Source organism: Actinomadura meyerae, from assembly GCF_900188445.1.
GTDB lineage: Bacteria > Actinomycetota > Actinomycetes > Streptosporangiales > Streptosporangiaceae > Spirillospora > Spirillospora meyerae.
This window is the reverse complement of record NZ_FZOR01000033.1, coordinates 22,505-46,947: the sequence shown is the minus strand read 5'-3', so window position 1 is coordinate 46,947 and position 24,443 is coordinate 22,505. Positions and strand designations below refer to the sequence as shown.

Sequence of the window (24,443 nt, the reverse complement as noted above, 5' to 3'; positions counted from 1 at the left end):
CCTCAAGCTGGGTAAACGCGGGTCTCGGTGGCCTTGACAGCGGCCCACACCTCGGTGCCCTCCGACAATTCGAGTTCGGCCACGGCGGCCGGAGTCACGTCCGCGACGGCGTCGAAAGGCGGCCCGGACAGCCGGACCCGGACCCGGTCCCCGTGCCGTTCGACGGCGGCCACGCGGGCGCGCCAGAGGTTGCGGGGGCTGCCGTCCGGGCGCGTCCGGTACAGCGCCACCGCGGACGGCTCGAAGGCTATGAAGACCTCACCGCCGGGAGAGTCGACCGTGTCGAGCGTGGCGCCGTCGCCGATCGCCACGGTCCCGCCCTCGGCCCGCCCCCGGTACAGGTTCAGCCCGACGAGCCGGGCCACGTAGTCGGTGCGGGGGTGGCGCGCGACGTCCGCGGGCGCGCCCTCCTGGACGAGCCGCCCGCCCTCGACCACCGCGATGCGGTCGGCCAGCACCATCGCGTCGAGGGGGTCGTGGGTGACCAGCACCGCCGCTCCCGCGAACCCGGCGAGGTGGCGGCGCAGCGCGGCCCGGATCTCCAGCCGCGTGTGGGCGTCGAGGGCGGCGAGCGGCTCGTCCAGCAGGAGCAGGCCCGGGTCGACGGCCAGCGCGCGGGCGAGCGCGACCCGCTGCGCCTGCCCGCCCGACAGCGCGCGGGGCCGCGCCTGCGCGTACCCGGCCAGGCCCACCCGCTCCAGCCAACCGGCGGCGACGCGGCGCGCGGCGCGGCGGCGCATCCCCCGGCAGCGCGGCCCGAACGCGACGTTCTCCAGCACGCTGAGGTGCGGGAACAGCAGGTAGTCCTGGAAGACCATGCCGATGCGGCGGCGGTCCGGGGGCAGCGGGCGCAGGTCCTCGCCGTCCACCCGGACGTGCCCGCTCGCCATCGGGACGAGCCCGGCCAGGGCGCGCAGGGCGGTGCTCTTCCCGGCGCCGTTCGGGCCGAGCAGCGCGACGACCTCGCCGGGCGCGGCGGTGAGCGGCAGGTCGAGGTCGAAGGACGCGCGCCGCACCACGAGCCGCGCGTCCAGCCCGGCCCCCGCCTTCCCGGGGGCGACGGCGCCGCGATCCGCTCCGGTCATCTCGACGTCCCGACCCAGCGGTCCCGCAGCGCGGCGAGGACGACCACCGACACCGCCAGCAGGACGAGGCTGAGCACGATCGCGGCCTGCGGATCGGTCTCCAGCGCCAGGTAGACCGCGAGCGGCATCGTCTGCGTCCGGCCCGGGAAGTTGCCCGCGAAGGTGATCGTCGCGCCGAACTCCCCCAGCGCCCGCGCCCAGCACAGCACCGCGCCCGCCGCCACGCCGGGCGCGACGAGCGGCAGGGTGACCCGCCGGAACACCGTCCAGCGGCCGGCGCCGAGCGTGGCGGCGGCCTCCTCGTAGCGCAGGTCGGCGGCGCGCAGCGCCCCCTCCACGCTGATCACCAGGAACGGCATCGCGACGAACGTCTCGGCCAGCACGACCCCGGCGGTGGTGAACGGGAACGTGATCCCGAACGCCTCGTCCAGCCACCCGCCGACCAGGCCGCGCCGCCCGAGGACGAGCAGCAGCGCGACGCCGCCGACGACCGGCGGCAGCACCAGCGGCACCGTCACCAGCGCCCGGACGAGCCGGACGCCCGGGAACCGGACGCGGGCCAGCGTCCACGCCAGCGGGACACCGAGCAGCAGGCACAGGCAGGTGGCGAGGGTGGCGCTGAGCAGCGACAGGCGCAGCGCCTCCAGCACCTCGGGCTCCGCCAGCCGGGTGCCGAGCGTCGACCAGGGCGCCCGGACGAGCAGCCCGGCCAGCGGCAGCACCAGGAACGCCAGCCCGGCGAGCGCGGGCAGCAGCAGGATCCAGGGCGGCCGCCCCGGCGGCCGGTCGGCCTCTCCCGCCGGCCTCACGGCGCCCCGGAGCCCGCCCCGGCCGGCGCCCCCGGCACGGCCTTCCCGATCATGGCGCTCCCGGTTCCGCGACCTCGACCACGACGTTCGTCGACTTCACCACCGCGTCGGCGACCACGCCGACCCGGAGGCCGAGGTCGTCGGCGGCCTCGCGGCTCATCAGCGACACCACCCGGAACGGCCCCGCCTGGATCTCCACCTGCGCCATCACCCCGTCCCGCACGACGTCGGTGACGATTCCCCGCAGCCGGTTGCGCGCCGAGGAGAACCGCTCCGGCCGGTCGGACGGCCCGGCCGCGCGCGCCTGGTCGCGCACGAAGGCGGCCAGCTCGGCGCCCGGCACGCGCCGGTGGCCGTGCTCGTCCCGGGACGCGGGCAGCCGCCCGCCGTCCACCCAGCGGCGGACCGTGTCCGCGCTGACGCCGAGCAGCGCGGCCGCCTCGCTGATCCTGAACGTGGTCACGCAGGCAGCTTAGCCAACCGCGGTACGAGGAGAAGAGCCCTGTAGGTCTGGATAATGCGGCCCTTGCAGGCCGCCAGGCCTCGCATCTGCGGTCAGCTCGCGTCCAGCAGGACCTCGGTGATCATGCCGAGGCCGACCCAGCCGACCGGTGGTTCCCACCGGACCCGCCTGACCGCTATGTCGCTTTCCATGGAAATACTCCCCTATTGGCCATGTCTGGGTCTTGTCGCCGTGTGGGCCGGTCCGCACCGGGTAAACGGTCACTCAACAGATTTCCGCACCCGCCCGGTCAGGAGGAATGATCATGACTGGGACCATGCGAGCACCTCGCACCCGGGGCGTCCTCAGCGGAGTCATGCTGATCCTGCTGGGGCTGTGGGGCGGCCTGCTGCCCTTCGCCGGCCCCTACTTCGGGTTCGGCTTCGCGCCGGACGACACCTGGGTCTACACCACCGAACGGCTCGAACTGAGCATCGCCCCGGCGGCCGCGACGGTCCTCGGCGGGCTCATCCTGCTCTTCAGCGCCAACCGCGCCCTCGCCATGTTCGGCGGCTGGATCGCCGCGCTCGGCGGCGCCTGGTTCGCCATCGGCCCGATCCTCGCCGGGCTGTGGGACGTCCCCGGCATCGGGACCCCGCTCGGCACCGGCGAAGGCCAGATCATCGCCGAGCAGCTCGCCGGCTTCACCGGCCTCGGCGTGGTCACCGTGTTCTTCGCCGCGCTCGCGCTCGGCCGGTTCGCCGTGCTCGGCGCGCGGGAGGCGGCACGGGCGGCCGGCGGCACCGGCACCGGCGCGGGAGGCGGCGCGACCGCCACCCAGCCGATCGTGCACGGCCGCTACGCCCGGGAGAACCAGGGCGGGCGCGTCCCGCAGCAGCCGCAGCCGGGCCATGACCAGCCCGTCGCGGGCGAGCGCCGGTACGAACGCTAGCGGTCGCGGCGGCGCATGTTGCGGACCGCCTTGGTGGTCTCGTAGCTGCCGCGCTCGTCGTCGGTCCGCACGTCGTCGCGGTCGGTGAACATCGCCACGAAGGCGATCAGCAGGCCGACGCCGCCGATCCACGGCTCCCGCCAGGCGAAGCTGAGCGCCACGCACGCGACGGCAACGGAGATGAGCAGCAAGAGCTTCACGTCGCACCCCTCGACCGCGCCCGATGTCCCGGGGGCCGGGGTCCCCGGGGCGTCCACCACGTTCCCGCGGATCATCGAGTAATGGAAGACTTACTCGATGTCCGCAGCAGCATCCTGACACGCCGCGGCCCGTCCGGGAAAGATCCGGACGGGCCGTATCGCCGAATATTTCGCTATCTGCGGTTCTTGCCGCGCTTTTCGCGGATCTTCATCGTGATGTCCAGCGGGGTGCCGGCGAAGCCGAACTCCTCGCGCAGCCGCCGCTCGATGAACCGCCGGTAGCCCTCCTCCAGGAAGCCGGACGTGAACAGCACGAACCGCGGCGGCCGCACCCCCGCCTGCGTCGCGAACAGCACCCGCGGCTGCTTGCCGCCCCGCACCGGGTGCGGGTGCGAGTTCACCAGGTCGGCGAAGAACTGGTTCAGCTTCGACGTCGGGACCCGCGTCTCCCAGCCCGCCAGGGCCGTCTCGATGCCCGGCACCAGCTTCTCCACGTGCCGGCCGGTCTTCGCGGAGATGTTCACCCGCGGCGCCCAGCGCGCGTTGTGCAGCTGCCGGTCGATCTCGCGCTCCAGGTAGTGGCGGCGCTCCTCGTCCAGCAGGTCCCACTTGTTGTACGCCAGCACCAGCGACCGGCCCGACTCGATCACCATCAAGATGATCCGCAGGTCCTGCTCGGCCAGCGGCTGGTCGGCGTCCACCAGCACCACCGCGACCTCGGCGCGCTCCAGCGCCGACTGCGTGCGCAGCGTCGCGTAGAAGTCGGCGCCCTGGTTCTCCCGGTGCCGTCGCCGGATCCCGGCCGTGTCGATGAACCGCCAGGTCCGCCCGCCCAGCTCGATCAGCTCGTCGACCGGGTCGCGGGTCGTGCCCGCCACCGAGTCCACGACCGCGCGGTTCTCCCCCGCCAGCTTGTTCAGCAGGCTCGACTTGCCCACGTTCGGACGGCCGAGCAACGCGATCCGGCGCGGCCCGCCCGCCTCGCCGAACGTCTCCGGCGGCGGCTCGGCCGGCAGCGCCTCCAGCACCGCGTCGAGCAGGTCGCCGCTGCCGCGCCCGTGCAGCGCGCTCACCGGATGCGGCTCGCCGATGCCGAGCGACCACAGCAGCGCCGCGTCCGACTCGGCGCCCGCGTCGTCGACCTTGTTGGCGACCAGCACCACCGGCTTGCCGGCCCGGCGCAGGATCTCCACCACGGCCTCGTCCACGTCGGTCGCGCCCACGGTCGCGTCGACCACGAACATCACCACGTCCGCCAGGTCGACCGCCAGCCGCGCCTGCTCCGCGATCGCCGCGGCCAGGCCGGACGAGTCGGGCAGCCACCCGCCGGTGTCGACGACGGTGAACCGGCGCCCGCTCCACGCCGCGTCGTAGGCGACCCGGTCGCGGGTCACGCCCGGGACGTCCTCCACGACCGCCTCGCGGCGGCCGAGGATCCGGTTGACGAGGGTGGACTTGCCGACGTTCGGCCGCCCGACCACCGCCACCACCGGCGCCGGCCCCGCGTCCCCGGCGACGTCCTCGACGACGTCCACCGTTTCGATCTCGTAATCGCTCACTGCCCTGTCCCCGGGACGGCCCTCAGGCCGCCCCCTCACTCATGCTCTTTGGCGAGGCGGACGACCGCCTCGATGACCTCGGCGAGGCTCAGCTCCGTCGAGTCGATCTCGTGCGCGCCGGCCGCCTTCGCCAGCGGCGACGCCTTCCGGGTGGAGTCGAGCCGGTCCCGCCGCGCCTGCTCGGCCCGCGTCACCGTCACCGACGCCCCCGGGTCGGCCGCGAGGTCCTTCGCCCGGCGCGCGGCGCGCGCCTCCTCGCTGGCCGTCAGGTACACCTTCACCGCCGCGTCCGGCGCCACGACCGTGCCGATGTCGCGGCCCTCCACCACGATCCCGCCGGCCCCGATGATCTCCCGCTGGAGCTCGACCAGCCGGGTCCGGACCGCCGGGACGGCGCTGACCGCGCTGACCGCGTTCGTCACCTCGCGGGTGCGGATCGGCCCGGCCACGTCCACCCCGTCCACCGTGATCGCCGGGGCGTCCGGATCGGTGCCCGACACGATCTCCGGGTCGAGGGCGCGCGCCGCGACGGCGGCGCCGTCCTCCACGGGCACGCCCCGGTCCAGCATCCACCACGTCATGGCGCGGTACATGGCACCGGTGTCCAGGTACCGCAGCCCGAGCGCGCGGGCGACGCCCTTGGACGCGCTGGACTTGCCCGAACCGGAGGGTCCGTCCATGGCGATGACGAGCGGCACGATCGCTCCCTCTCTTCGTCGTCGGAGCGTCCGCCGGCCCCGGCCGGCGGACGAGAACGGGCGGCGCGCGCCGCCGCGCGGCGCAGAGGCCCGGAATCCCCCCGGCGAACCAGGCTACCGGTCCCCGGAGGCCCCCGGCACCGACCAGCCGCGCGAGCGCAGCTCCGCGGCCAGGCGGTCGGCGGCCTCCGGGACCACCGCCAGCTCCAGGACGCCGAGCGGGCGGCCCGGGGAGTGCTCGATCGTCACGTCCTCGATGTTGACGCCCGCGATCCCCGCCGCCTGGAAGATCATCGCCAGCTCGCCGGGGCGGTCGGGGATGACCACCTGGACGGTGGCGTAGGCGGGCTGGTCGCCCCCGTGCTTGCCGGGGATGCGGGACCGGCCCGCGTTCCCGCGCAGCAGCAGGTCCGCGACGTGGGCGGCGGCCTCCTCGCTGCCGTCGCGCAGCAGCGACGCCGCCACCGCGAGATCCGTCGCGACGGCCTCCAGCACGTCCGCGACGGGCTGGGAGTTCGCCGACAGGATGCCGATCCACAGCCGCGGGTCGCTCGCCGCGATCCGCGTCACGTCCCGGACGCCCTGCCCCGCGAGGCCCAGCGCCACGTCGTCGGCGCCCGTCAGCCGCGCCGCCACCGCAGCCGACACCACGTGCGGGCCGTGCGAGACCAGCGCGACGGCCCGGTCGTGCTCGGCCGCGTCCACCCGCACCGGCATCGCCCCGCACGCCTTCACCAGGCCCGTGACGGCCTCGACGGTCTCCGGCGTCGCCTCGGGCGGCGCGCACAGCGCCCACGGGCGCCCGAGGAACAGGTCGGCGCGCGCCGCGCCCGGCCCCGACCGCTCGCTCCCGGCCAGCGGATGCCCCGCCACGAACGCCGTCAGGTCGCAGCCCAGCTCGGCCGCCTGCGCCAGCGGCAGCGCCTTCACGCTCGCCACATCGGTGTAGGCGGTCGCCAGGCCGCGCTTCTGTGCGTCCAGCAGCGTCACCGCCACCGCGGCCGGCGGCACCGCCAGCACCGCCAGGTCGGCGGGCCCGGCGTGCGCGCCGTCCGGCAGCGCCTCCCCCGCGCCCAGCTCCACCGCCAGCGACAGCGCCGCCGCGTCCCGGTCGGTCAGCAGCACCTCGGCACCGCGCTCGCGCATCGCCAGGGCGATCGACGTCCCGATCAGCCCCGTCCCCACGACGACGATGCGCCGCGCCACCACGTCCTCACTCACGCCGAAACCCTACTGCCCCCGACCCGTGCCTACTGCGCGATGTCGAGCCGGAGCGCCGTCGCGCCGCGCAGGTAGACGTGCTGGACGTCCGAGCGCGGGCGGTCGGTCTCGATGTGCGCCATCAGCCGGATCACCCGGGGCAGCGCCCCCGGCACGCCGATCTCGGTCGCGCACAGCAGCGGCACCTCGTGGAAGCCGAGCTTGCGGGCGGCGAGCGCCGGGAACTCCGCCGTCAGGTCCGGGGTGACCGTGAAGATGACGCTGATCACATCGTCGGTGCTCAGCGCGTTGCGCTCCATCACCTCCGCGACCAGCTCCGTCGTCGCCTCCAGGATCTGCTCCCGGTCGTCGGCGTCGATCTGCGTCGCCCCGCGGACCGCGCGTACCGCCACAGTCGTCCTCCCCTTCCCGTGTCCTAGAGCCCGACGGCCTTGTACAGCTCGCCGACCTCCCGCACGCTCAGCGCGCGCATCCCGCCCGGCTTCAGCGAGCCCAGCCTGATGGGCCCGAACTCTATGCGGGCGAGCTGCTGGACCGGGAACCCGACCTCCTTCAGCAGCCGCCGGACGATGTGCTTGCGCCCCTCGTGCAGCGTGATCTCCACCAGGACGCGCCGGCCAACCTGGTCGAAGACGCGGAACCGGTCGGCCTTGGCGGGCCCGTCCTCCAGCGTCACCCCCGCCTTCAGCCGCCGGCCGAGGTCGCGCGGGATCGGGCCGTGGATCTCGGCCAGGTAGGTCTTGTCGACGCCGAAGGACGGGTGCATGAGCCGGTGCGCCAGCTCCCCGTCGTTGGTGAGCAGGATCAGGCCCTCGGTGTCGGTGTCGAGCCGGCCGACGTGGAACAGCCGCTCGGGGACCTCCACGTAGTCGGCGAGGGACTTGCGGCCCCGCTCGTCCGACATCGTGGACACCACGCCGCGCGGCTTGTTGATCGCGTAGTACCGCATCTCGGCGCGGGTCTCGACGCGCTTGCCGTCCACGTGGATGACGGCGGTCCGCGGGTCGACGCGCTCGCCGAACCGGAACACCCTCTTCCCGTCCACGGTGACGCGGCCCTCGCCGATCAGCTCCTCGCAGTGGCGGCGGCTGCCGACCCCGGCGTCGGCCAGGACCTTCTGCAGCCGCACGCCCTCGTTCTCACTCACGGAAACCCTCAATCGTCCACTATGTCTTCGGGCAGGTCGTCCGGCAGGTAGGGGGCGAGCTCCGGCAGCTCGTCGAGGTCGCGGAGCCCGAGGCGCTCCAGGAAGTACCCGGTCGTGCGGTACAGGTGCGCCTGCGACTCCGGGTCCTGCCCCGCGTCCTCGATGAGGCCGCGCAGCGTCAGCGTCCGCATGACGCCGTCGCTGTTGACGCCGCGGATCGCCGACACCCGGGCGCGGCTCACCGGCTGCCGGTAGGCGACGACGGCGAGCGTCTCCAGCGCGGCCTGCGTCAGCCGCGCCTGCTGCCCGTCGGTGACGAACCGCTCCACGACCGGGGCGCACACGTCCCGGGTGTAGAACCGCCAGCCGCCGGCGACCTCCCTGAGATCGAACCCGCGGCCCTGCTCGGTGTATTCCGCGGCCAGCTCCCGCAGCGTCTCGGCGACCTCGCCGCGGGGGCGCTCCAGCAGCTGGGCCAGCGTCATCTCGGTGACCGGCTCGTCCACCACCAGCAGGATCGCCTCGATCGAGGCCCGCAGCCCCGGAAGCTCCGGCTGCTCCGGCTGCTCCGGCGCCTGCGCGCCGGGGTCCTCACTCATCGCCTCGCCCGTCTCCCTCATCTCGCGCGCCGTCCTTCTTCGGCGCGCCCTCGTAGTCGTCGCCCACCTCGACGTCGCCCTCGTCGGCGCCCGTCCAGATCACGTGCAGCTCGCCGAGGGGCTGGTCCTGCTCGAACACGACCGCCTGCTCCCGGTACAGCTCCAGCAGCGCCAGGAACCGCGCGACGACCTCGTAGGTGCCCTCCGCGTCGGCGGCGAGGACCCTGAACGTCGTGCGGCGCAGCCGGCGCAGCAGCGCCACGACGATCGCGGCCTGCTCCTTCACGCTGGCCTTCGGCTGGTACATGTGCTCGACCGACACCGCGGGCGGCGCCTTCGGCGCGAGGGCCTTCGCGGCGAGCCGCGCGAACTCCTCCGGGCCGAGGCCGAGCAGCACCTCCGGCAGCAGGTTCGCGAACCGCGGCTCCATCGGCACCAGGCGCGGGAAGCGCCGCCCCGCCTCCGCCATCCGCGCGGCGAGCACCTTCGCGACCTCCTTGTAGGCGCGGTACTGCAGCAGCCGCGCGAACAGCAGGTCGCGGGCCTCCAGCAGCGCGAGGTCCTCCTCGTCGTCGACCTCGCCGGACGGCAGCAGCCGGGCGGCCTTCAGGTCGAGCAGCGTCGCGGCGACCAGCAGGAAGTGGCTGGCCTGGTCGAGGTCCCAGTCGCGGCCGTGGGAGCGGATGTGCGCGATGAAGTCGTCGGTGACCTTGTGCAGCGACACCTCGGTGATGTCGAGCTTGTGCTTGGAGATCAGGCCGAGCAGCAGGTCGAACGGGCCCTCGAAGTTGTCCAGGTGGACGCGGAAGCCCTGCTGCTCCCCGTCCTCCCGCTCCTCCGGCCCCGGCTCCGGCGGCGTCTCCTCCACGTCGCTCACGGTAGCGGAGGACTCCTCCCGCGCTGTGCTCACCGGCCACATCGTCCCATGCCCTGCGCGCCGCTCGCACCATCGGCGGTCACGAGCGGTGACGGGCGCGGCCCGCTACCGCCCGGTCATCCGGCGGACGAGACCCTCGGCGTACTCGCGGGTGAACCTGTCGGGCGGGCCGGTGATCTCCACTTTTCCGGCGGTGATGGCCTGCTCCACCTGCGCGGGCTCGGAGATGAGCGTCCCGCCGACGAGCATGCCCATCCGGCCGCTCGGCGCCTGGCTCGCGAACCCCCGCGCGGCCTTGGCGGTCAGGGCGGCGAAGCCCTGGCGGTCCGCGGCGGTGAGGGTCACCTGGACGCTCCAGCCCGGCGCGCCGCGCGCCGGGTCGGGCATCGCCGCCTTCACCGCCTCCAGGCGGCGCACGGTCAGCTGGTCGGAGCCGAAGGTGTAGCAGGACGTGTCGCCGGCGACGGTGCGGGCGCCGGGCCGGCACGGCGGCTCGGACTCCTTCTCGACCAGCGCGAACGTCAGCGGCTCGCGGAGGTCGGACGGGCCGGAGGAGGCGGCCGCCTCGGAGCCGCCGTCGTCCCCGGTGGCGATGACGTAGGCGACCGCACCGCCGAGCAGCAGCAGCACGGCCACGCCGGCGGCGACCAGCACGAGGACCAGCCGCCCCGGCCCGCCGCCGGATGCCGGCGCGGGGGCGCCGGGCGGCGGGAACGCGCCGGGTGGCGGGGGCGCGCCGGGAGGCGGGGGCGCGCCGGGCGGCGGGTCGTACGGGCCGGGCGGGGGGTTTCCCATGTGCGCTCCGTCAGGGGGTTCGGGGAACGCCGGGCCGGATCACTCCGTCTCGGCCCACCGGACGAGGACCTCGCGGGCGAGGCTCCGGTAGGCGTTCGCGCCCATCGAGCTCGGGTCGAAGAACGTGATCGGCTCCCCGGCGACGGTCGCGTCCGGGAAGCGCACCGTCCGGTTGATGACGGTGTGGAAGACCTTGTCGCCGAACGCCTCGACGATGCGGCCGAGGACCTCGCGGGTGTGCAGCGTCCGCGAGTCGTACATGGTGCCGAGGACGCCGTCGATGACCAGCCCCGGGTTGATCCGGCCCTGGACCTTGTCGATCGTCTCCATCAGCAGCGCGACGCCGCGCATCGCGAAGTACTCGCACTCCAGCGGGATCAGCACGCCCTCGCTGGCCGCCAGCGCGTTGACCGTGAGCAGGCCGAGCGACGGCTGGCAGTCGATGAGGATGTAGTCGTAGTGCGGGATCGCCGACTTCAGCGCGCCCTGCAGGATGTACTCGCGCCCGACCTCGTGGACGAGCTGCACCTCCGCGCCGGACAGGTCGATGTTGCTCGGCAGCAGGTCCATCCCGTCGACGCCGGTCTCGATGACGACGTCCTCCCACTCGGTGTCGTGCTCGAGCAGCAGGTTGTGGATCGTCACGTCGAGCTGGCGCGGGTCGCCCTTGCCGAGGCCGACCGACAGGGCGCCCTGCGGGTCGAAGTCGACGAGCAGGACCCGGCGGCCGTACTCGGCGAGCGCCGCGCCGAGGTTGATCGTCGTGGTGGTCTTGCCGACGCCGCCCTTCTGGTTGCAGACGGCCACGATGCGCGCGGGCCCGTGCTCGGCCAGGGGTTCCGGCTCGGGGAACACCGGCACGGGTCGCTGAGTGGGCCCGAGGGCCCGGCTCGGATCGGTCTCTATGGTGGCGGAGGAAAGGACTCCCTCCGCACCGTCTGTGCTGGTCACCAGATCCCTCCCCGGCGGCCCGGAAATGCCATCCAGAACGGGGACTCTAGGGCCGTCCACCCCCGGCCACAAGCCGACGCGCGCCGAACGTCGGGATTTGTGCCGCGACCGGTCCGTCCCGTTCCTGCCTGATTGGGCACCGGGCGGGTCAGCTCCGCGCGCGGGGGTGCGAGGTCGCGTAGACCTCCCGCAGCAGCTGCGCCGTCACCAGCGTGTAGACCTGCGTCGTCGTCACCGACGCGTGCCCGAGCAGCTCCTGGACGACGCGGACGTCGGCTCCCCCGTCCAGCAGGTGCGTCGCGAACGAGTGGCGCAGCGTGTGCGGCGACACCTCCGACAGCTGCGCGCGGTCGGCGGCGGCGCGCAGCACCATCCAGGCGCCCTGCCGCGACAGCCGCCCGCCGCGCGCGTTGAGGAACAGCGCCGGGCCGCCCCGGCCCGCCCCCGCCAGCTCCGGCCGCGCCCGCACCAGGTAGGCGTCCACGGCCTCGCGGGCGTAGTCGCCGATCGGCACGACCCTGGCCTTGCCGCCCTTGCCGGCGACGCGGGCGATCCCGTCCCGCAGGTCGAGGTCGTCGACGTCCAGGCCGACGGCCTCGGAGATCCGCGCGCCCGACCCGTAGAGCAGCTCCAGCAGCGCCCGGTCGCGCAGGCCGCGCGCGGCGCCGCGCTCACCGGACGGCCCGGCCGCCGCCGCGAGCAGCCGCTCCACCTCCGGCAGCGAGATCGCCTTCGGCAGCCGGCGCGGCGGCGTCGGCGGCTTGACGTCGTGCGCGGGGTCGCGGGCCGCGAGGCCCTCCCGCAGCGCGAACCGGTGCAGGCCCCGCACCGCGACGAGCGCCCGCGCCGCAGATCCCGCCGACAGCGGCGGATGGTCGGCGTCGCCCTCCCGCAGCCCCAGCAGGAACGCGCGGACGTCGTCCTCGGTGATGTCGCCGATGGCGGCGCGGCCGCGGGCGTCCTGCACGCGCGCGTAGCGGCGCAGGTCGCGGCGGTAGGAGCTGAGCGTGTTCGCGGCGAGGCCCCGCTCGACGGCCAGGTGCCCCAGGTAGGCCCGCACGGCCGAGTCGAGCGCGGAGGCCGCGGCCGCGTCCTGCGCGGCACTCCGGGGGGACGGGCTCGGGGACAGTGCGGCACCTCGTTCCGGCCGGGGACAGCGGGACCCGCCCATCATGCCCCGTCCGGCCGCCCGAGGGGACCTCGCGGGCCCGTCTCCGGGCCGGGCCCGCGGGCTCAGTCCTCGGGCGCGTCCGCGGGCCGCAGGTCCCGGAAGCCGGTGTCGCGCGCCGCGCGCACCGCCAGCACCCCCATGCAGGCGACCATGTTGTGCAGGTCGCCGGCCAGGACCTTGCGGACCGCCTCGTCCAGCGGCACCCACACGACCGGCATGTCGGCCTCCTCGTGCACCCGCTCGAAGTCGATCTCGGCTTCGGGTACCTCGGTCAGGCCGCGGGCCAGGAAGATCCGGACCCGCTCGTCGGCCATGCCGGGCGAGGTGAACACGTCGACCAGGGTGTCCCAGCGCTCGGCGCGGTACCCGGCCTCCTCCAGCAGCTCCCGCTCGGCCAGGCCGCGCAGTTCCTCGCCGTCCACGTCGCGCAGCCCGGCGGGCGCCTCCCACAGCAGCCGCCCCACCGGGTGCCGGTACTGGCGCAGCAGCAGCACCCGGTCCCGGTCGTCGAGCGCGATGACGCCGACGGCGCCGATGTGCTCGACCACGTCCCGCCGGACGACCTCGGTGCCGTCGCCGCGCGGCATCTCCACCCGGTCCCGCCGGACGCCGAACACCGGCCCCCGGAACGCCTCCGACGACCCGACGACCGTCCAGCGCTCGGGCCGGTCGCGGACGTCGCCGGGCCCGAGACCGCCGCTCACGCGTCGCCCGCGCGCTGCTCGGAGTAGTCCAGGGCGGCGGCGACCAGCCCGGTGAACAGCGGGTGCGGCCGCGTCGGGCGGGACCGGAACTCCGGGTGCGCCTGCGTGCCGACGAAGAACGGGTGCCGCTCGCGCGGCAGCTCCACGTACTCGACGAGGCGGCCGTCCGGGGACAGGCCGGAGAACCGCAGCCCCGCCTCCTCCAGCCGGTCGCGGTAGGAGTTGTTGACCTCGTAGCGGTGCCGGTGCCGCTCGGACACCTTCGCCTCCCCGTACAGCTCCCGCACGACCGAGCCCTCGGCGAGGTCGGCCGGGTACAGGCCGAGGCGCATCGTCCCGCCCATGTCGCGCTCCCCGGCGACGACGTCGAGCTGGTCGGACATCGTCGCGACGACCGGGTGCGCGGTAGTGGCGTCGAACTCGGCGCTGCCCGCCTCGGCGAGCCCGCCGAGGTTGCGCGCCGCCTCGATCACCATGCACTGCAGGCCGAGGCAGATGCCCAGCAGCGGGATGCGGTTCTCGCGGGCGTGCCGGACCGCGCCGAGCTTGCCCTCGATGCCGCGCACCCCGAACCCGCCGGGGATGAGCACGCCGTCGACGCCGTCCAGCTCCCGCTTGGCGCCCTCGGGGGTCGCGCAGTCGTCGCTCTTGACCCAGCGGATGCGGACCCGGGCGTCGTTGCCGAACCCGCCGTGCCGCAGCGCCTCCGTCACCGACAGGTACGCGTCGGGGAGGTCGATGTACTTGCCGACCAGCGCGATGACGACCTCGCGGGCGGGCTTGTGGACGCGGCGCAGCAGCTCGTCCCAGGCGCCCCAGTCGACGTCGCGGAACGGCAGGTCGAGCCGGCGCACCACGTAGGCGTCCAGGCCCTCGGAGTGCAGCACCTTCGGGATGTCGTAGATGGACGCGGCGTCCACGGCCGACACCACGGCCTCGCGGTCCACGTCGCACATCAGGCTGATCTTGTGCTTGAGCCCGTCGGTGATCGGCCGGTCGGACCGGCACACGATCGCGTCGGGCTGGATGCCGATGGAGCGCAGCGCGGCGACCGAGTGCTGCGTCGGCTTGGTCTTCAGCTCCCCGGACGGGCCGATGTAGGGCAGCAGCGACACGTGCAGGAAGAAGCAGTTCTCCCGGCCGATCTCGTGCCGGATCTGGCGGACCGACTCCAGGAACGGCAGCGACTCGATGTCGCCGACCGTCCCGCCGACCTCGGTGATGACGATGTCGACCTCGGTGTCGTCCGCCATCCCGCGGATCCGGTCCTTGATCTCGTTGGTGATGTGCGGGATCACCTGGACGGTGTCGCCGAGGTACTCCCCGCGCCGCTCCTTGGCGATCACGTTGGAGTAGACCTGGCCGGTGGTGACGTTGGCGGACCCGTGCAGCTCGGTGTCGAGGAACCGCTCGTAGTGGCCGATGTCGAGGTCGGTCTCGGCCCCGTCGTCGGTGACGAACACCTCGCCGTGCTGGAAGGGGTTCATGGTGCCGGGGTCGACGTTGAGGTAGGGGTCGAGCTTCTGCATGGTGACCCGGAGGCCGCGAAGCGTGAGAAGCCGCCCCAGGCTGGACGCCGTCAGTCCCTTGCCGAGGCTGGAGGCGACACCGCCGGTGACGAAGAGATGCTTGGTAGGACGTGATCTACCAGTGGCTGCCGAAGGCAAGAAGGCGCTCCCGTGGTCGTGATGAGGCGGACGAGTCTCATCGTCCACGGGCCACCAGGATAGCGTGCTCATTGCATTGACCTCGGCCTCGGGCCCGGGAGGCCCTCCGGCCGGGGCCGCCGCGGCGGGCGCGCGGGCTCCGCCCCCGGCCGGGCGCGGTCCGGCGGCGTCCTGACCCCGGGCCGGGCCAGGACGTCCCGGGCGTCCTCAGAGGCGGGGCGTGGCGGCGCTCGGCATGATGGTGCGGAGCTGGCGGGTCAGCTCGTCGATCAGGGAGCGGGCCTGGTCGGCGGCCTGACGGGCGGCGTCGCGCTCCTGGGACAGCTCGGCGATCTGGGCGCGCTGCTCGGTGACGGCCTGGGCGAGCTGGTCGACCCACTGGTCGCGCTCGGCGAGCTTCTCGGCGACGGCGTCGCGCTCGGCGGCCATCTGCCGCATCCCGGTCACGGCCTTGTCGCGCTCGCGGCCGGCCTGGTCGGCGCGGCCGCGGGCGAGCGTCAGCTCGGACTCGGCGCGGGCCTGGGCCTGGACGGCGGCCTCGCGGGTCCGCTCGGCGGCCTCCCGGGCCTTGGCGCTGGCGTCGCGCTCCCGCTCGGCCTTCTTGGCGGCCTCCAGGGACTGCGCGGCCGTGTCGAGGGCCTGCTGCCGCTCGGCCTCGGCGGCCTCAGCGCGGCCGGCGGCCTCCTGGACGCGGCGCTCGGCGTCCTGCGCCCGGCGCTCGGCCTCCTGGGCGCGGCGCTCGTTCTCCTGCGCGCGGCGCTCGGCGACCTCGGCGCGGCGCCGCGACTCGTCGGCCTCCTTGCCCGCGGCGACGACGGCGTGCTGGAGGTTCTGCGCGGTCATCTCGGCGTCGGTGACCTTGGCGCGCAGCTGCGACAGCTCCGCGTGCGCGTTCTCCAGCGCGCGGGACAGCTCGGCGGCCTGCTCGGCGACGCGGTCGCGCTCGGCCTCGGCGGCGCGGCGCCCGCCGACGGCGTCCTCGACGGCGCGGAGGGCGTCGTCGCGGGCCTCGCTCATGGCGTCGCGCTGCTGGATCGCCTGGCGGACGGTGGCCTCGGCCTCGGCGACGCGGCGCTCGGCCTGCTCGACCTGGGCCTGGACCTGCTCCATCTGCGCGCGCGCCTGGTCGGCCTGGGCGCGGGCCTGGTCGGCCTGGACGCGGCCCTGCTGCGCCTGGTTCCACGCCGCGGCGGCGTCGCGCTGCGCGTTCTCCTTCTCGGTCTGGAGCGCGGCGATCTGCGTGACCGCCTCGTTCTGGACCTCGGCGGCGCGGCGCTCGGCCTCGGCGGCCTGGCGCTCGGCCTCGACCGCGCGGCGCTCGGCCTGCTCGGCCTGGCCCCGGGCGCGCTGCACCTCGCCCCAGGCGGCGGCCGCGTCGCGCTGCGCCGACTCCTTCTCCTGCTGGACGGCGGCGACCTGCGCGGCCGTCTCGCTCTGCGCCTCGGTGGCGCGGCGCTCGGCCTCGACGGCGCGGCGGTCGGCCTGCTCGGCCTGGCCGCGGGCGCGCTGCACCTCGCTCCAGGCGGCGGCCGCGTCGCGCTGCGCCGACTCCTTCTCCTGCTGGACGGCGGCGATCTGCGCGGCGGTCTCGCTCTGCGCCTCGTTGACCTTGCGCTCCCCCGCGGCGAGCGCGTCGCCGATGAGGTCGGCCATCTGGCGGAGCCGCTCGACGATGTCCCAGGGCTGGGCCTCGGGCTGCTCGGCGTCGGGCCGCACCATCTCGCCGGTCTGCCCGTGCCGGCCGCCGCCCTGCCCGGGCTTGGCCATCTGGATCGGCTGCTGCGCGGCCGGCAGGGCCGCGGGCGGTGCCGCCTCGTGCGGGCGGCCCGGGTCGCGGCCCATGGCGGGCCAGGGCGCCGCCGCGTCCGGGACGCCGCGGTTGCCGCCCGATCCGTTCAGCTCGCTCACCGTTCTCCTCGCCTCACGGCCGGGAGCGCGGTGACCGGCATGGCGCCGCCCGACCTGCCCGCCGCTTTCCCCGGACGGCTCGTCACTTCGCTCACGTGTCTCCTCGCCAGGCGGCGCGGGGCCGCGTTCGCGGGGGTCGTTGTGCACATCTCGTTCGCTCCGCTGCCGGCCTCGCGGCTCCTCGCTTCGCTCACTGAAGGCACTCTAGTCCCGACCAGCGGAGCGTTTGCCCAGTTTGGGGTTTACTTTCTCGACTCCCGTGCGGTGTTCCCGCACGAAGACGGCCGGATGGCGGCCGGCGGGGGCGGTGCGACGGTGCCGCGGGTCACACCGGACGTGCGGGCGGGGCCGGTGGGACAATCGCGCCCCATGGAGCTTCGCACCCTGTATCCGCCGATCGAGCCGTACGACTCCGGGCTGCTCGACGTCGGCGACGGCGACGAGATCTACTGGGAGGTCTGCGGGAACCCCGACGGCAAGCCCGCGGTGATGGTGCACGGCGGCCCGGGGGCCGGGTGCAGCCCGGCGCACCGCCGGCAGTTCGACCCGGAGGCGTACCGCATCGTCCTGTTCGACCAGCGCAACTGCGGGCGCAGCGTGCCGCACGCGAAGGACCCGGAGGTGTCGCTGGAGGCGAACACCACCTGGAACCTCGTCGCGGACATGGAGCGGCTGCGCGAGCACCTCGGCATCGAGCGCTGGCTGGTGTTCGGCGGGAGCTGGGGCAGCGCGCTGTCGCTGGCCTACGCCGAGACCCATCCGGACCGGGTGAGCGAGCTGGTGCTGCGCGGCATCTTCACCCTGCGCCCGTTCGAGCTGTACTGGTTCTACCAAGAAGGGGCGTCGCTGCTGTTCCCCGACCTGTGGGAGAAGTACGTCGAGCCGATCCCCGAGGACGAGCGGGAGGACCTCATCTCCGCCTTCCACGAGCGCCTCAACTCCCCCGACCGGGAGGTACGGGTGGCGGCGGCGAAGGCGTGGGCGACGTGGGAGGGCTCGACGATCACGCTGCGCCCCGACGCGGAGCTGGCGGCGGGGTTCGGCGAGCCGGACTACGCGGTGGCGTTCGCCCGCATCGAGAACCACTACTTCGTCAACGAGGGGTTCTTCGAGGACGAGCAGCTCATCCGGGACGTGGACAGGATCCGCCACGTCCCGGCCGTGATCGTCCAGGGCCGCTACGACGTGTGCACCCCGGCGGCCACCGCCTGGGACCTGCACCGGGCGTGGCCGGAGGCCGACTTCCACATCGTGGACGACGCGGGCCACGCGTACAGCGAGCCCGGGATCCTGCACCGCCTGATCGAGGCGACCGACCGCTTCGCCGCGACGCGGTGAAGGCGCGGTAGACGGCAAAAGCGCGGTAGACGGTAAAGGCACGGCAGAGGAGGCAAGGGGCCGGTCAAGATTCCGGCCCTTTCGGCAAAGAAACGACAGGACGGTCCCGCGAGAAGCGGCCACTCCCTAATGTGGCAGCCAACCGGACCGGAATACGGCCGGGGTCGGCTCCCGAACGGCGGGCCCCGGCCGGTCCGTCTCCGGTCCGAAACCCGCGTTTTCTTACCTGTCGGCAACACACCCGTAACCGCGCCGCCAGCACCCCTCCCCCTTGAAGGTGACCAGACGGCGCCTCCCAGAGCCCGCGCCGGCGCCGTGGCCCCCATCCGCCCCAGGACACGCGCGACCGGACGACCACGGACGATGCGACGTGACGCCCGCCGCACCCGCCGCGTTGACATGAAATCTGAGTGACTTACCTCACACAACCGATACACAAAACCCCACTCGGGGCGACGCCGAAACATTAAGCTGACGTTCAGGAAGCATCCTGGCGGCCTCCGCGATCAGTTCGGCAGTACCTCCTGCGTAGCACCGGGAAAGGCGGACCGCCGCCCGCGCGGCGCCCATTCGAATTGCACCGAATTCGGCAAAGCCCTTAACCCTACCCAGCGCGATGCGCGGCTAAACATCCCGCCGATAACAATCCTCTGCGATCACGGCGCGAGATTCGCTAAGTTGCCTGGACATGGCAGCGCAACCCCTGGAATCACCGACCCGACGCCCGGACGCGAACGAGACGACCGCGGAAGTGCAACTCCAGGAGCCGGGCCTCGCCGATGGCCCGGAGCTGTGGCGGCTCGCCCGGGACTCACGAGTCCTGGACGTCAACTCGCCGTACAGTTACACGCTTTGGTGCCGCGATTTCGCGGACACTTCCGTGGTGGCGCGCGACGGCGAGGGCCCGTGCGGTTTCATCACCGGCTACGTGCGCCCGTCGCGGCCCGACACGTTCTTCGTGTGGCAGGTCGCCGTCGACCGCGAGCACCGCGGCCAGGGCCTCGCCCGCCGCATGCTGGACCGCCTCGCCGACCGGCTCGCACCGCGCGGGCACCGGTACATGGAGGCCACGGTGACCCCGGACAACACCGCTTCCACCGCGATGTTCGAATCGTTCGCCAGGGACCGCGGGTGCGAGGTCGCCCGCAGCCCGCTGTTCGGCGCGGAGCACTTCCCCGAGGGGGGACACGAGCCCGAGGTGCTCATCAGGATCGGCCCGATCGCCGCCGCGAACTGACCACCCCACTCCCCCATCCGCTCCCCCACCCCGACTGCCTGGGAGGCAGACATGGACGTTTTCGCCCGCCTGGAATCGGAAGTCCGCGGCTACTGCCGAGGGTGGCCCACGGTGTTCACCACCGCGCAGGGCAGCCACATGACCGACGAGAACGGTAAAACGTACCTCGATTTCTTCGCCGGTGCCGGGACGCTCAACTACGGGCACAACAACCCGCAGCTGAAACGCCGGCTGCTGGACTATCTCGCCAGTGACTCGATCGTGCACAGCCTCGACATGTACACGGCCGCGAAACGGGACTTCCTGGAACGCTTCAGCGAGTACGTCCTGCAGCCGCGGGGGCTCGACTACAAGATCCAGTTCCCCGGCCCGGCGGGCAACAACTCGGTGGAGGCCGCGCTGAAACTCGCGCGGAAGTACACCGGCCGCGAGACCGTCGTCAGCTTCACCAACGCGTTCCACGGCATGACGCTCGGCGCGCTCGCCGTCACCGGGAACTCGATGAAGCGCACCGGCGCGGGCGTGCCGCTCGGCCACGGCGTGGCCATGCCGTACGACAACTACCTCGACGGCCGCACCCCGGACTTCCTGCTGTTCGACACGATGCTCGACGACAGCGGCAGCGGCCTGGACAAGCCCGCCGCCGTCATCGTGGAGACGGTGCAGGGCGAGGGCGGCATCAACGTCGCCACCGCCGAGTGGCTGCGCGGCCTGCAGGACCTGTGCCGCCGGCACGACATCCTCCTCATCGTCGACGACGTCCAGATGGGGTGCGGCCGCACCGGGCCGTTCTTCAGCTTCGAGGAGGCCGGGATCACCCCGGACATCGTCTGCCTGTCCAAGTCGCTCAGCGGCTACGGGCTGCCGTTCGCGGTCACGCTCATGAAGCGCGAACTGGACGTGTGGGACCCGGGAGAGCACAACGGCACCTTCCGCGGCTTCAACCCCGCGTTCGTCACCGCCGTCGCCGCGCTCGAGGACTACTGGACCGGCGACGACATGGAGAAGCAGACCCTCGCCAAGGGCCAGCAGGTCGAGCGGGCGCTGCAGGACATCGCGCTCGCGCACGCCGGGGCGGTCGACTCCGTCCGCGGCCGGGGCCTCGCGTGGGGCCTGGTGATGAAGGACCCCGAGATCGCCCCGAAGGTGTGCGGCGAGGCGTTCGCCCGCGGCCTGCTGATGGAGACCTCCGGCCCCGAGGGCGAGGTCGTCAAGCTGCTGCCGCCGCTCACCACGACCGAGGCCGAGCTGGCCCGCGGCCTGGAGATCATCGCGGACTCGGTCGAGGCCGTCCGCACCAAGGTCGCGGTCTGACCCGCGCCACCGCGCCCGGTCCGCGTCCCGGACCGGGCCCGCACCCACCCGCCGCGCCCCCGGCACCACCGGAAAGAGGAGTTTCATGATCGTTCGTTCCCTTGACGAGATCGTCGGCACCGAGCGCGACGTGCAGGCGCCGACCTGGTGCAGCCGCCGGTTCGTGCTCGCCAAGGAGGGCGTCGGCTTCTCGCTGCACGAGACGATCCTGTACGCGGGCACCGAGACGAAGATGTGGTACGCGAACCACATCGAGGCCGTGTACTGCATCGAGGGCCAGGGCGAGCTCACCAACGACGAGACCGGTGAGAAGCACGACATCCGGCCCGGCGTGATGTACCTGCTCGACGGCCACGAGCACCACACCCTGCGCGCGCACACGGACGTCAAGACGGTGTGCGTCTTCAACCCGCCCTGCACCGGCCGGGAGGTCCATGACGAGAACGGTGTCTACCCCCTGCTGACTGAGGAGGACGCATGAGCATCATCGAGTCCCATCCGACCATCGACGACGCCTACCCGACCCGGAAGGCCGCCGAGGCGGCGCTGCTGTACCGGCAGGACCCGGTCGTGTACGGCGGCCCCGGGGACGGGCCGATCGACGGCGCCACCCTCGACTCGTTCGAGGCCAACGGATTCCTGTCCGTGGACCAGCTGCTCGCGCCGGAGGAGGTCGAGGACTACCGCGCCGAGCTGCGCCGGCTGTCCTCCGACCCGGAGGTCCTGGCCGACGAGCGCACGGTCACCGAGCGCGGCTCGGACGAGGTCCGCTCCATCTTCGAGGTCCACAAGATCAGTGAGGTCTTCGCCGGCCTCGTCCGCGACCCCCGCGTGGTCGGCCGGGCCCGGCAGATCCTCGGCTCGGACGTCTACGTGCACCAGAGCCGGGTCAACTACAAGCCGGGCTTCACCGGCAAGGACTTCTACTGGCACTCCGACTTCGAGACCTGGCACGCCGAGGACGGCATGCCCCGCATGCGTGCGGTGAGCATATCCATAGCGCTCACGGAGAATTTCGTGCACAATGGCGGGCTAATGATTATGCCCGGCTCGCACAAGACCTTCGTGGCCTGCGTCGGAGAGACCCCCGACGACCACTACAAGGAGTCGCTGCGCGGCCAGGAGATCGGGACGCCCGACCCCAACAGCCTGTCGATCCTCGCGGACAAGCACGGAATCGAGCTGTTCACCGGCCCGGCCGGCTCCGCGACCATGTTCGACTGCAACTGCATGCACGGCTCGAACGGCAACATCACCCCCTTCCCGCGTTCGAACGTGTTCATCGTGTTCAACAGCGTGGAGAACACGTGCGTCGAGCCCTTCTCGGCGCCCGCGCCGCGTCCGACCTTCATCGGCGCGCGCGATTTCAGCCCGGTGCTCGACTGACCGGGTGACAACAATTCGATAACCCGACCGTTCGCCCCGCGCACGCGGGGGGCCGCTTACCGGCCCCCCGCGTGCGCGTGGCACACCGACAGGAGTTCGACGATGACTTCTTCGAGAAGAGACTTCCTCCGCACCGCCGTGCTGCTGTCCGCCGCCGCGCCTCTCGCGGCGGCGGGCTGCTCCACGACGGATCCGGAGAAGGAGAAGGCGGGCGGCGGCACGCTGCAGAAGGCCAAGGACTCCGGCACGATCACGGTGGGCTTCGCCAACGAGGCCCCGTACGGCTACACCGACAAGTCCGGGAAGCTGACCGGCGAGGCGCCCGAGCTGGCCCGCGTCATCTTCAAGAACCTCGGCATCAACGAGATCAAGGGCGTGCAGGTCGACTTCGGCGGCCTCATCGCCGGGCTCAATGCCAAGCGGTTCGACGCGATCGCCGCCGGCATGTTCATCAACCCGGAGCGGTGCGCGTCCGCGGCCTTCGCGAACCCCGAGTACGTCGCCAAGAGCGCCTTCATGGTCAAGGAGGGCAACCCGAAGGGGCTGAAGAACGAGAAGGACCCGGCGGCCAAGGGCGTCAAGGTCGGCGTCCTCACCGGCGCGGTCGAGGCCGGCTACGCCGAGAAGAGCGGCGTGAAGAAGGGCGACATCAAGACCTACGCCGACCAGGCGAGCGCCTACGAGGGCCTCAAGGCCGGCCGTGTCGACTGCATCTGGCTGACCCGCATCTCGCTGGCCGACCTGCTGTCCAAGCACGAGGGCGAGGGCTTCGAGGTCACCGAGGCGTTCACCCCGGTCATCGACGGCAAGGAGCAGTTCGGCGCGGGCGCGTTCGCGTTCCGCAAGGCCGACTCCGACCTGCTGACCGCCTGGAACACCGAGCTCGACAAGCTCAAGCAGCAGAACGGGCTGCTGCCGATCCTGCAGCCCTTCGGCTTCGCCGAGGCCGACATGCCGGGTCCGGACGACACCGCCGCCAAGTTCTGCAAGGCCTGATCGCCCGTGTCCGACGTCCTCGACAGCTACCCCCAGTGGCTGGACGGCGCGTGGGTCACGGTCAGGCTCACCCTTCTCGGTGGCGCGCTGGCGCTGGTGCTCGCCCTGCTGTTCGGCATGGCGGGCACCTCGCGCCACGCGTGGGTGCGCGTGCTGAACCGGTTCTACGTGGAGTTCTTCCGCGGCAACGCCACGCTGGTGCTGCTGTTCTGGTTCTTCTACGCGCTCCCGCTCATCGGCCTGCGGTTCACCACGATGTTCGCGGCCGTGCTGGCGCTCGGCCTCAACGTCGGCGCCTACGGCGCGGAGGTGGTGCGCGGCTCGATCAACGCCGTCCCGAAGGCGCAGTACGAGGCCACCATCGCGCTGAACTTCACCCCGCTCCAGCGGATGCGGCGCGTGCTGCTGCCGCAGGCGTTCGCGCTGATGCTGCCGCCGTTCGGCAACCTGCTCATCGAGCTGATGAAGGGGACGGCGATCGTGTCGCTGGTGGGTCTCGTCGACCTGACCCGCGTGTCGAAGAACATCCAGGGCAGCACCGGCGAGACCGTGGCGGCGTTCTCGATGGTGCTGGTCCTGTACTTCGTCATCGCGCAGGTGCTCCAGCTGTTCGTCCGGTACGCCGAGCGCCGCGTGGACCGCATGCTCGGCCGGCGGCTGCCCGCTGAGCCGTCCCTCGGGACGATCGCGGCGGGCGCTCCCGGAGCGGGGGTGGCGAGCTGATGGACTGGGACTGGCAGTACTCCGGGGACATCCTCCCCGACCTGCTGAGCGGCCTGCGCTACACCGTCGTCGCCACGCTGGCCGGCTACGTGATCGCGATCGTCCTCGGGCTGGTGTGGACGCTGCTGCGCCGCTCCCCGAGCCGGGTGTTCAACCAGGCGATCCGGTGGATCACCGAGTTCATCCGGTCCACTCCGCTGATCCCGCAGCTGTACTTCGTGTTCTTCGTCCTGCCCGCCTGGGGCATCACCATCGGGTCGCTCACCGCGGGCATCATCACGCTCGGGGTGCACTACTCGACCTACACCGCCGAGGTGTACCGGGCGGGGATCGCCGATGTGCCGAAGGGGCAGTGGGAGGCGTGCACCGCGCTGAACCTGCCGAGGTCGCGGGTGTGGCTGGACGTGATCCTGCCGCAGGCGATCCGGCGCGTGATCCCGACGCTCGGCAACTACCTGATCGCGATGTTCAAGGACTCGCCGATGCTGCTGGCCATCAACGTGGCGGAGCTGCTGTTCTCCGCCTACAAGGTCGGTTCGCAGAGCCTGCAGTTCCTGGAGCCGATCACGCTGGTCGGCCTGTTGTTCGTCGTCGTCAGCGTCATATCCTCGATACTCGTCCGCCGCTTGGAGAGGCGTTATGCCACCACCTAACACACCGGAAG

The 24,443-nt window shown here is 72.9% G+C and carries 26 protein-coding genes; 9 read left to right on the top strand and 17 right to left on the bottom strand.

Going from position 1 to position 24,443, the window contains the following annotated elements; translation table 11 throughout:
* Positions 1-2 precede the first annotated feature (2 nt).
* The 3 genes from CHF16_RS28180 to CHF16_RS28170 are packed head-to-tail and all read right to left on the bottom strand — an operon-like array spanning position 3 to position 2,357.
* The gene (locus tag CHF16_RS28180; protein ID WP_089329166.1) at positions 3-1,085 is read right to left on the bottom strand and encodes an ABC transporter ATP-binding protein; all 1,083 of its coding nucleotides are present in this window, start codon (positions 1,083-1,085) and stop codon (positions 3-5) included.
* Positions 1,082-1,894 carry an ABC transporter permease gene (locus CHF16_RS28175; RefSeq protein ID WP_089329165.1) on the bottom strand — a complete coding sequence of 271 codons (813 nt, stop codon included), beginning with the start codon at positions 1,892-1,894 and terminating at the stop codon, positions 1,082-1,084. Before CHF16_RS28175 ends, CHF16_RS28180 begins: the two co-directional genes overlap by 4 nt.
* Before the next feature lie 49 nt (positions 1,895-1,943).
* A complete protein-coding gene (locus CHF16_RS28170) occupies positions 1,944-2,357 on the bottom strand; it encodes a TOBE domain-containing protein (protein WP_089329164.1) in 414 nt (137 codons plus the stop codon).
* A 304-nt stretch (positions 2,358-2,661) separates the two neighbouring features.
* Between CHF16_RS28170 and CHF16_RS28165 the strand changes: the two genes are divergently transcribed.
* The gene (locus tag CHF16_RS28165) at positions 2,662-3,288 is read left to right on the top strand and encodes a hypothetical protein (RefSeq protein ID WP_143228149.1); all 627 of its coding nucleotides are present in this window, start codon (positions 2,662-2,664) and stop codon (positions 3,286-3,288) included.
* Here CHF16_RS28165 and CHF16_RS28160 read toward each other — a convergent pair.
* From CHF16_RS28160 to CHF16_RS28095, 14 genes are all read right to left on the bottom strand, one after another.
* Positions 3,285-3,563 (bottom strand): hypothetical protein, encoded by a 279-nt coding sequence (locus CHF16_RS28160; RefSeq protein WP_245869387.1) that lies wholly within the window; start codon positions 3,561-3,563, stop codon positions 3,285-3,287. The two genes, CHF16_RS28165 and CHF16_RS28160, sit on opposite strands and share 4 nt — an antisense overlap.
* A 98-nt stretch (positions 3,564-3,661) precedes the next feature.
* A complete protein-coding gene (gene der, locus CHF16_RS28155; RefSeq protein ID WP_089329162.1) occupies positions 3,662-5,047 on the bottom strand; it encodes a ribosome biogenesis GTPase Der in 1,386 nt (461 codons plus the stop codon).
* 35 nt (positions 5,048-5,082) lie between these two features.
* Positions 5,083-5,745 carry a (d)CMP kinase gene (gene cmk, locus CHF16_RS28150; protein WP_245869385.1) on the bottom strand — a complete coding sequence of 221 codons (663 nt, stop codon included), beginning with the start codon at positions 5,743-5,745 and terminating at the stop codon, positions 5,083-5,085.
* A gap of 114 nt (positions 5,746-5,859) precedes the next feature.
* Positions 5,860-6,966, bottom strand: coding sequence for a prephenate dehydrogenase (locus tag CHF16_RS28145; RefSeq protein ID WP_281259404.1), 1,107 nt, complete (start codon positions 6,964-6,966; stop codon positions 5,860-5,862).
* A 29-nt stretch (positions 6,967-6,995) separates the two neighbouring features.
* Complete coding sequence (gene aroH / locus CHF16_RS28140) at positions 6,996-7,358, bottom strand: chorismate mutase (protein ID WP_089329160.1); 363 nt, start codon at positions 7,356-7,358, stop codon at positions 6,996-6,998.
* Positions 7,359-7,381: 23 nt separating this feature from the next.
* Complete coding sequence (locus CHF16_RS28135) at positions 7,382-8,113, bottom strand: pseudouridine synthase (RefSeq protein WP_089329159.1); 732 nt, start codon at positions 8,111-8,113, stop codon at positions 7,382-7,384.
* Between the two features lie 8 nt (positions 8,114-8,121).
* Positions 8,122-8,712, bottom strand: coding sequence for an SMC-Scp complex subunit ScpB (gene scpB, locus CHF16_RS28130; protein ID WP_218826873.1), 591 nt, complete (start codon positions 8,710-8,712; stop codon positions 8,122-8,124).
* Positions 8,705-9,589 (bottom strand): segregation and condensation protein A, encoded by an 885-nt coding sequence (locus CHF16_RS28125; RefSeq protein ID WP_425427521.1) that lies wholly within the window; start codon positions 9,587-9,589, stop codon positions 8,705-8,707. Before CHF16_RS28125 ends, scpB begins: the two co-directional genes overlap by 8 nt.
* Positions 9,590-9,694: 105 nt before the next feature.
* Positions 9,695-10,384, bottom strand: a complete 690-nt coding sequence (locus CHF16_RS40490; protein WP_089329156.1) for a hypothetical protein — start codon at positions 10,382-10,384, stop codon at positions 9,695-9,697.
* A 39-nt stretch (positions 10,385-10,423) separates the two neighbouring features.
* Positions 10,424-11,290 (bottom strand): ParA family protein, encoded by an 867-nt coding sequence (locus CHF16_RS28115; RefSeq protein ID WP_245869399.1) that lies wholly within the window; start codon positions 11,288-11,290, stop codon positions 10,424-10,426.
* A gap of 193 nt (positions 11,291-11,483) precedes the next feature.
* A complete protein-coding gene (locus CHF16_RS28110; RefSeq protein WP_245869382.1) occupies positions 11,484-12,395 on the bottom strand; it encodes a site-specific tyrosine recombinase XerD in 912 nt (303 codons plus the stop codon).
* A 173-nt stretch (positions 12,396-12,568) separates the two neighbouring features.
* Positions 12,569-13,210 carry an NUDIX domain-containing protein gene (locus CHF16_RS28105; protein ID WP_089329154.1) on the bottom strand — a complete coding sequence of 214 codons (642 nt, stop codon included), beginning with the start codon at positions 13,208-13,210 and terminating at the stop codon, positions 12,569-12,571.
* On the bottom strand, positions 13,207-14,877 hold the full coding sequence (locus CHF16_RS28100; RefSeq protein WP_089329153.1) for a CTP synthase: 1,671 nt from the start codon (positions 14,875-14,877) through the stop codon (positions 13,207-13,209). Before CHF16_RS28100 ends, CHF16_RS28105 begins: the two co-directional genes overlap by 4 nt.
* 207 nt (positions 14,878-15,084) lie before the next feature.
* Complete coding sequence (locus CHF16_RS28095) at positions 15,085-16,785, bottom strand: coiled-coil domain-containing protein (protein ID WP_089329152.1); 1,701 nt, start codon at positions 16,783-16,785, stop codon at positions 15,085-15,087.
* Positions 16,786-17,154: 369 nt separating this feature from the next.
* Here CHF16_RS28095 and pip point away from each other — a divergent pair, with 369 nt between their 5' ends.
* The 8 genes from pip to ehuD all read left to right on the top strand — a co-directional run bounded on the left by pip (position 17,155) and on the right by ehuD (position 24,432).
* Positions 17,155-18,123, top strand: coding sequence for a prolyl aminopeptidase (gene pip, locus CHF16_RS28090; RefSeq protein WP_089329151.1), 969 nt, complete (start codon positions 17,155-17,157; stop codon positions 18,121-18,123).
* Between the two features lie 688 nt (positions 18,124-18,811).
* Positions 18,812-19,360 (top strand): diaminobutyrate acetyltransferase, encoded by a 549-nt coding sequence (ectA, locus tag CHF16_RS28085; protein ID WP_089329150.1) that lies wholly within the window; start codon positions 18,812-18,814, stop codon positions 19,358-19,360.
* 51 nt (positions 19,361-19,411) lie between these two features.
* Positions 19,412-20,674 (top strand): diaminobutyrate--2-oxoglutarate transaminase, encoded by a 1,263-nt coding sequence (ectB, locus tag CHF16_RS28080; protein ID WP_089329149.1) that lies wholly within the window; start codon positions 19,412-19,414, stop codon positions 20,672-20,674.
* Between the two features lie 85 nt (positions 20,675-20,759).
* A complete protein-coding gene (locus tag CHF16_RS28075) occupies positions 20,760-21,155 on the top strand; it encodes an ectoine synthase (protein ID WP_089329148.1) in 396 nt (131 codons plus the stop codon).
* Positions 21,152-22,060 carry an ectoine hydroxylase gene (gene thpD / locus CHF16_RS28070; RefSeq protein ID WP_089329147.1) on the top strand — a complete coding sequence of 303 codons (909 nt, stop codon included), beginning with the start codon at positions 21,152-21,154 and terminating at the stop codon, positions 22,058-22,060. The genes CHF16_RS28075 and thpD overlap by 4 nt, the downstream gene beginning before the upstream one ends.
* A gap of 102 nt (positions 22,061-22,162) precedes the next feature.
* Positions 22,163-23,056 (top strand): ectoine/hydroxyectoine ABC transporter substrate-binding protein EhuB, encoded by an 894-nt coding sequence (gene ehuB / locus CHF16_RS28065; RefSeq protein ID WP_089329146.1) that lies wholly within the window; start codon positions 22,163-22,165, stop codon positions 23,054-23,056.
* Between the two features lie 6 nt (positions 23,057-23,062).
* On the top strand, positions 23,063-23,779 hold the full coding sequence (gene ehuC / locus CHF16_RS28060) for an ectoine/hydroxyectoine ABC transporter permease subunit EhuC (RefSeq protein ID WP_089329145.1): 717 nt from the start codon (positions 23,063-23,065) through the stop codon (positions 23,777-23,779).
* Positions 23,779-24,432 (top strand): ectoine/hydroxyectoine ABC transporter permease subunit EhuD, encoded by a 654-nt coding sequence (ehuD, locus tag CHF16_RS28055; RefSeq protein WP_179271735.1) that lies wholly within the window; start codon positions 23,779-23,781, stop codon positions 24,430-24,432. Before ehuC ends, ehuD begins: the two co-directional genes overlap by 1 nt.
* Positions 24,433-24,443 lie beyond the last annotated feature (11 nt).

Excerpts from the sequence above, each read along its gene's own strand:
- CHF16_RS28180 (WP_089329166.1), bottom strand. The coding sequence starts at position 1,085 with ATGACCGGAGCGGATCGCGGCGCCGTCGCCCCCGGGAAGGCGGGGGCC.
- CHF16_RS28165 (WP_143228149.1), top strand. The coding sequence starts at position 2,662 with ATGACTGGGACCATGCGAGCACCTCGCACCCGGGGCGTCCTCAGCGGA.
- CHF16_RS28160 (WP_245869387.1), bottom strand. The coding sequence starts at position 3,563 with ATGATCCGCGGGAACGTGGTGGACGCCCCGGGGACCCCGGCCCCCGGG.
- scpB (WP_218826873.1), bottom strand. The coding sequence starts at position 8,712 with ATGAGTGAGGACCCCGGCGCGCAGGCGCCGGAGCAGCCGGAGCAGCCG.
- CHF16_RS40490 (WP_089329156.1), bottom strand. The coding sequence starts at position 10,384 with ATGGGAAACCCCCCGCCCGGCCCGTACGACCCGCCGCCCGGCGCGCCC.
- pip (WP_089329151.1), top strand. The coding sequence starts at position 17,155 with ATGGAGCTTCGCACCCTGTATCCGCCGATCGAGCCGTACGACTCCGGG.
- ectA (WP_089329150.1), top strand. The coding sequence starts at position 18,812 with ATGGCAGCGCAACCCCTGGAATCACCGACCCGACGCCCGGACGCGAAC.
- ectB (WP_089329149.1), top strand. The coding sequence starts at position 19,412 with ATGGACGTTTTCGCCCGCCTGGAATCGGAAGTCCGCGGCTACTGCCGA.
- CHF16_RS28075 (WP_089329148.1), top strand. The coding sequence starts at position 20,760 with ATGATCGTTCGTTCCCTTGACGAGATCGTCGGCACCGAGCGCGACGTG.
- thpD (WP_089329147.1), top strand. The coding sequence starts at position 21,152 with ATGAGCATCATCGAGTCCCATCCGACCATCGACGACGCCTACCCGACC.
- ehuB (WP_089329146.1), top strand. The coding sequence starts at position 22,163 with ATGACTTCTTCGAGAAGAGACTTCCTCCGCACCGCCGTGCTGCTGTCC.
- ehuD (WP_179271735.1), top strand. The coding sequence starts at position 23,779 with ATGGACTGGGACTGGCAGTACTCCGGGGACATCCTCCCCGACCTGCTG.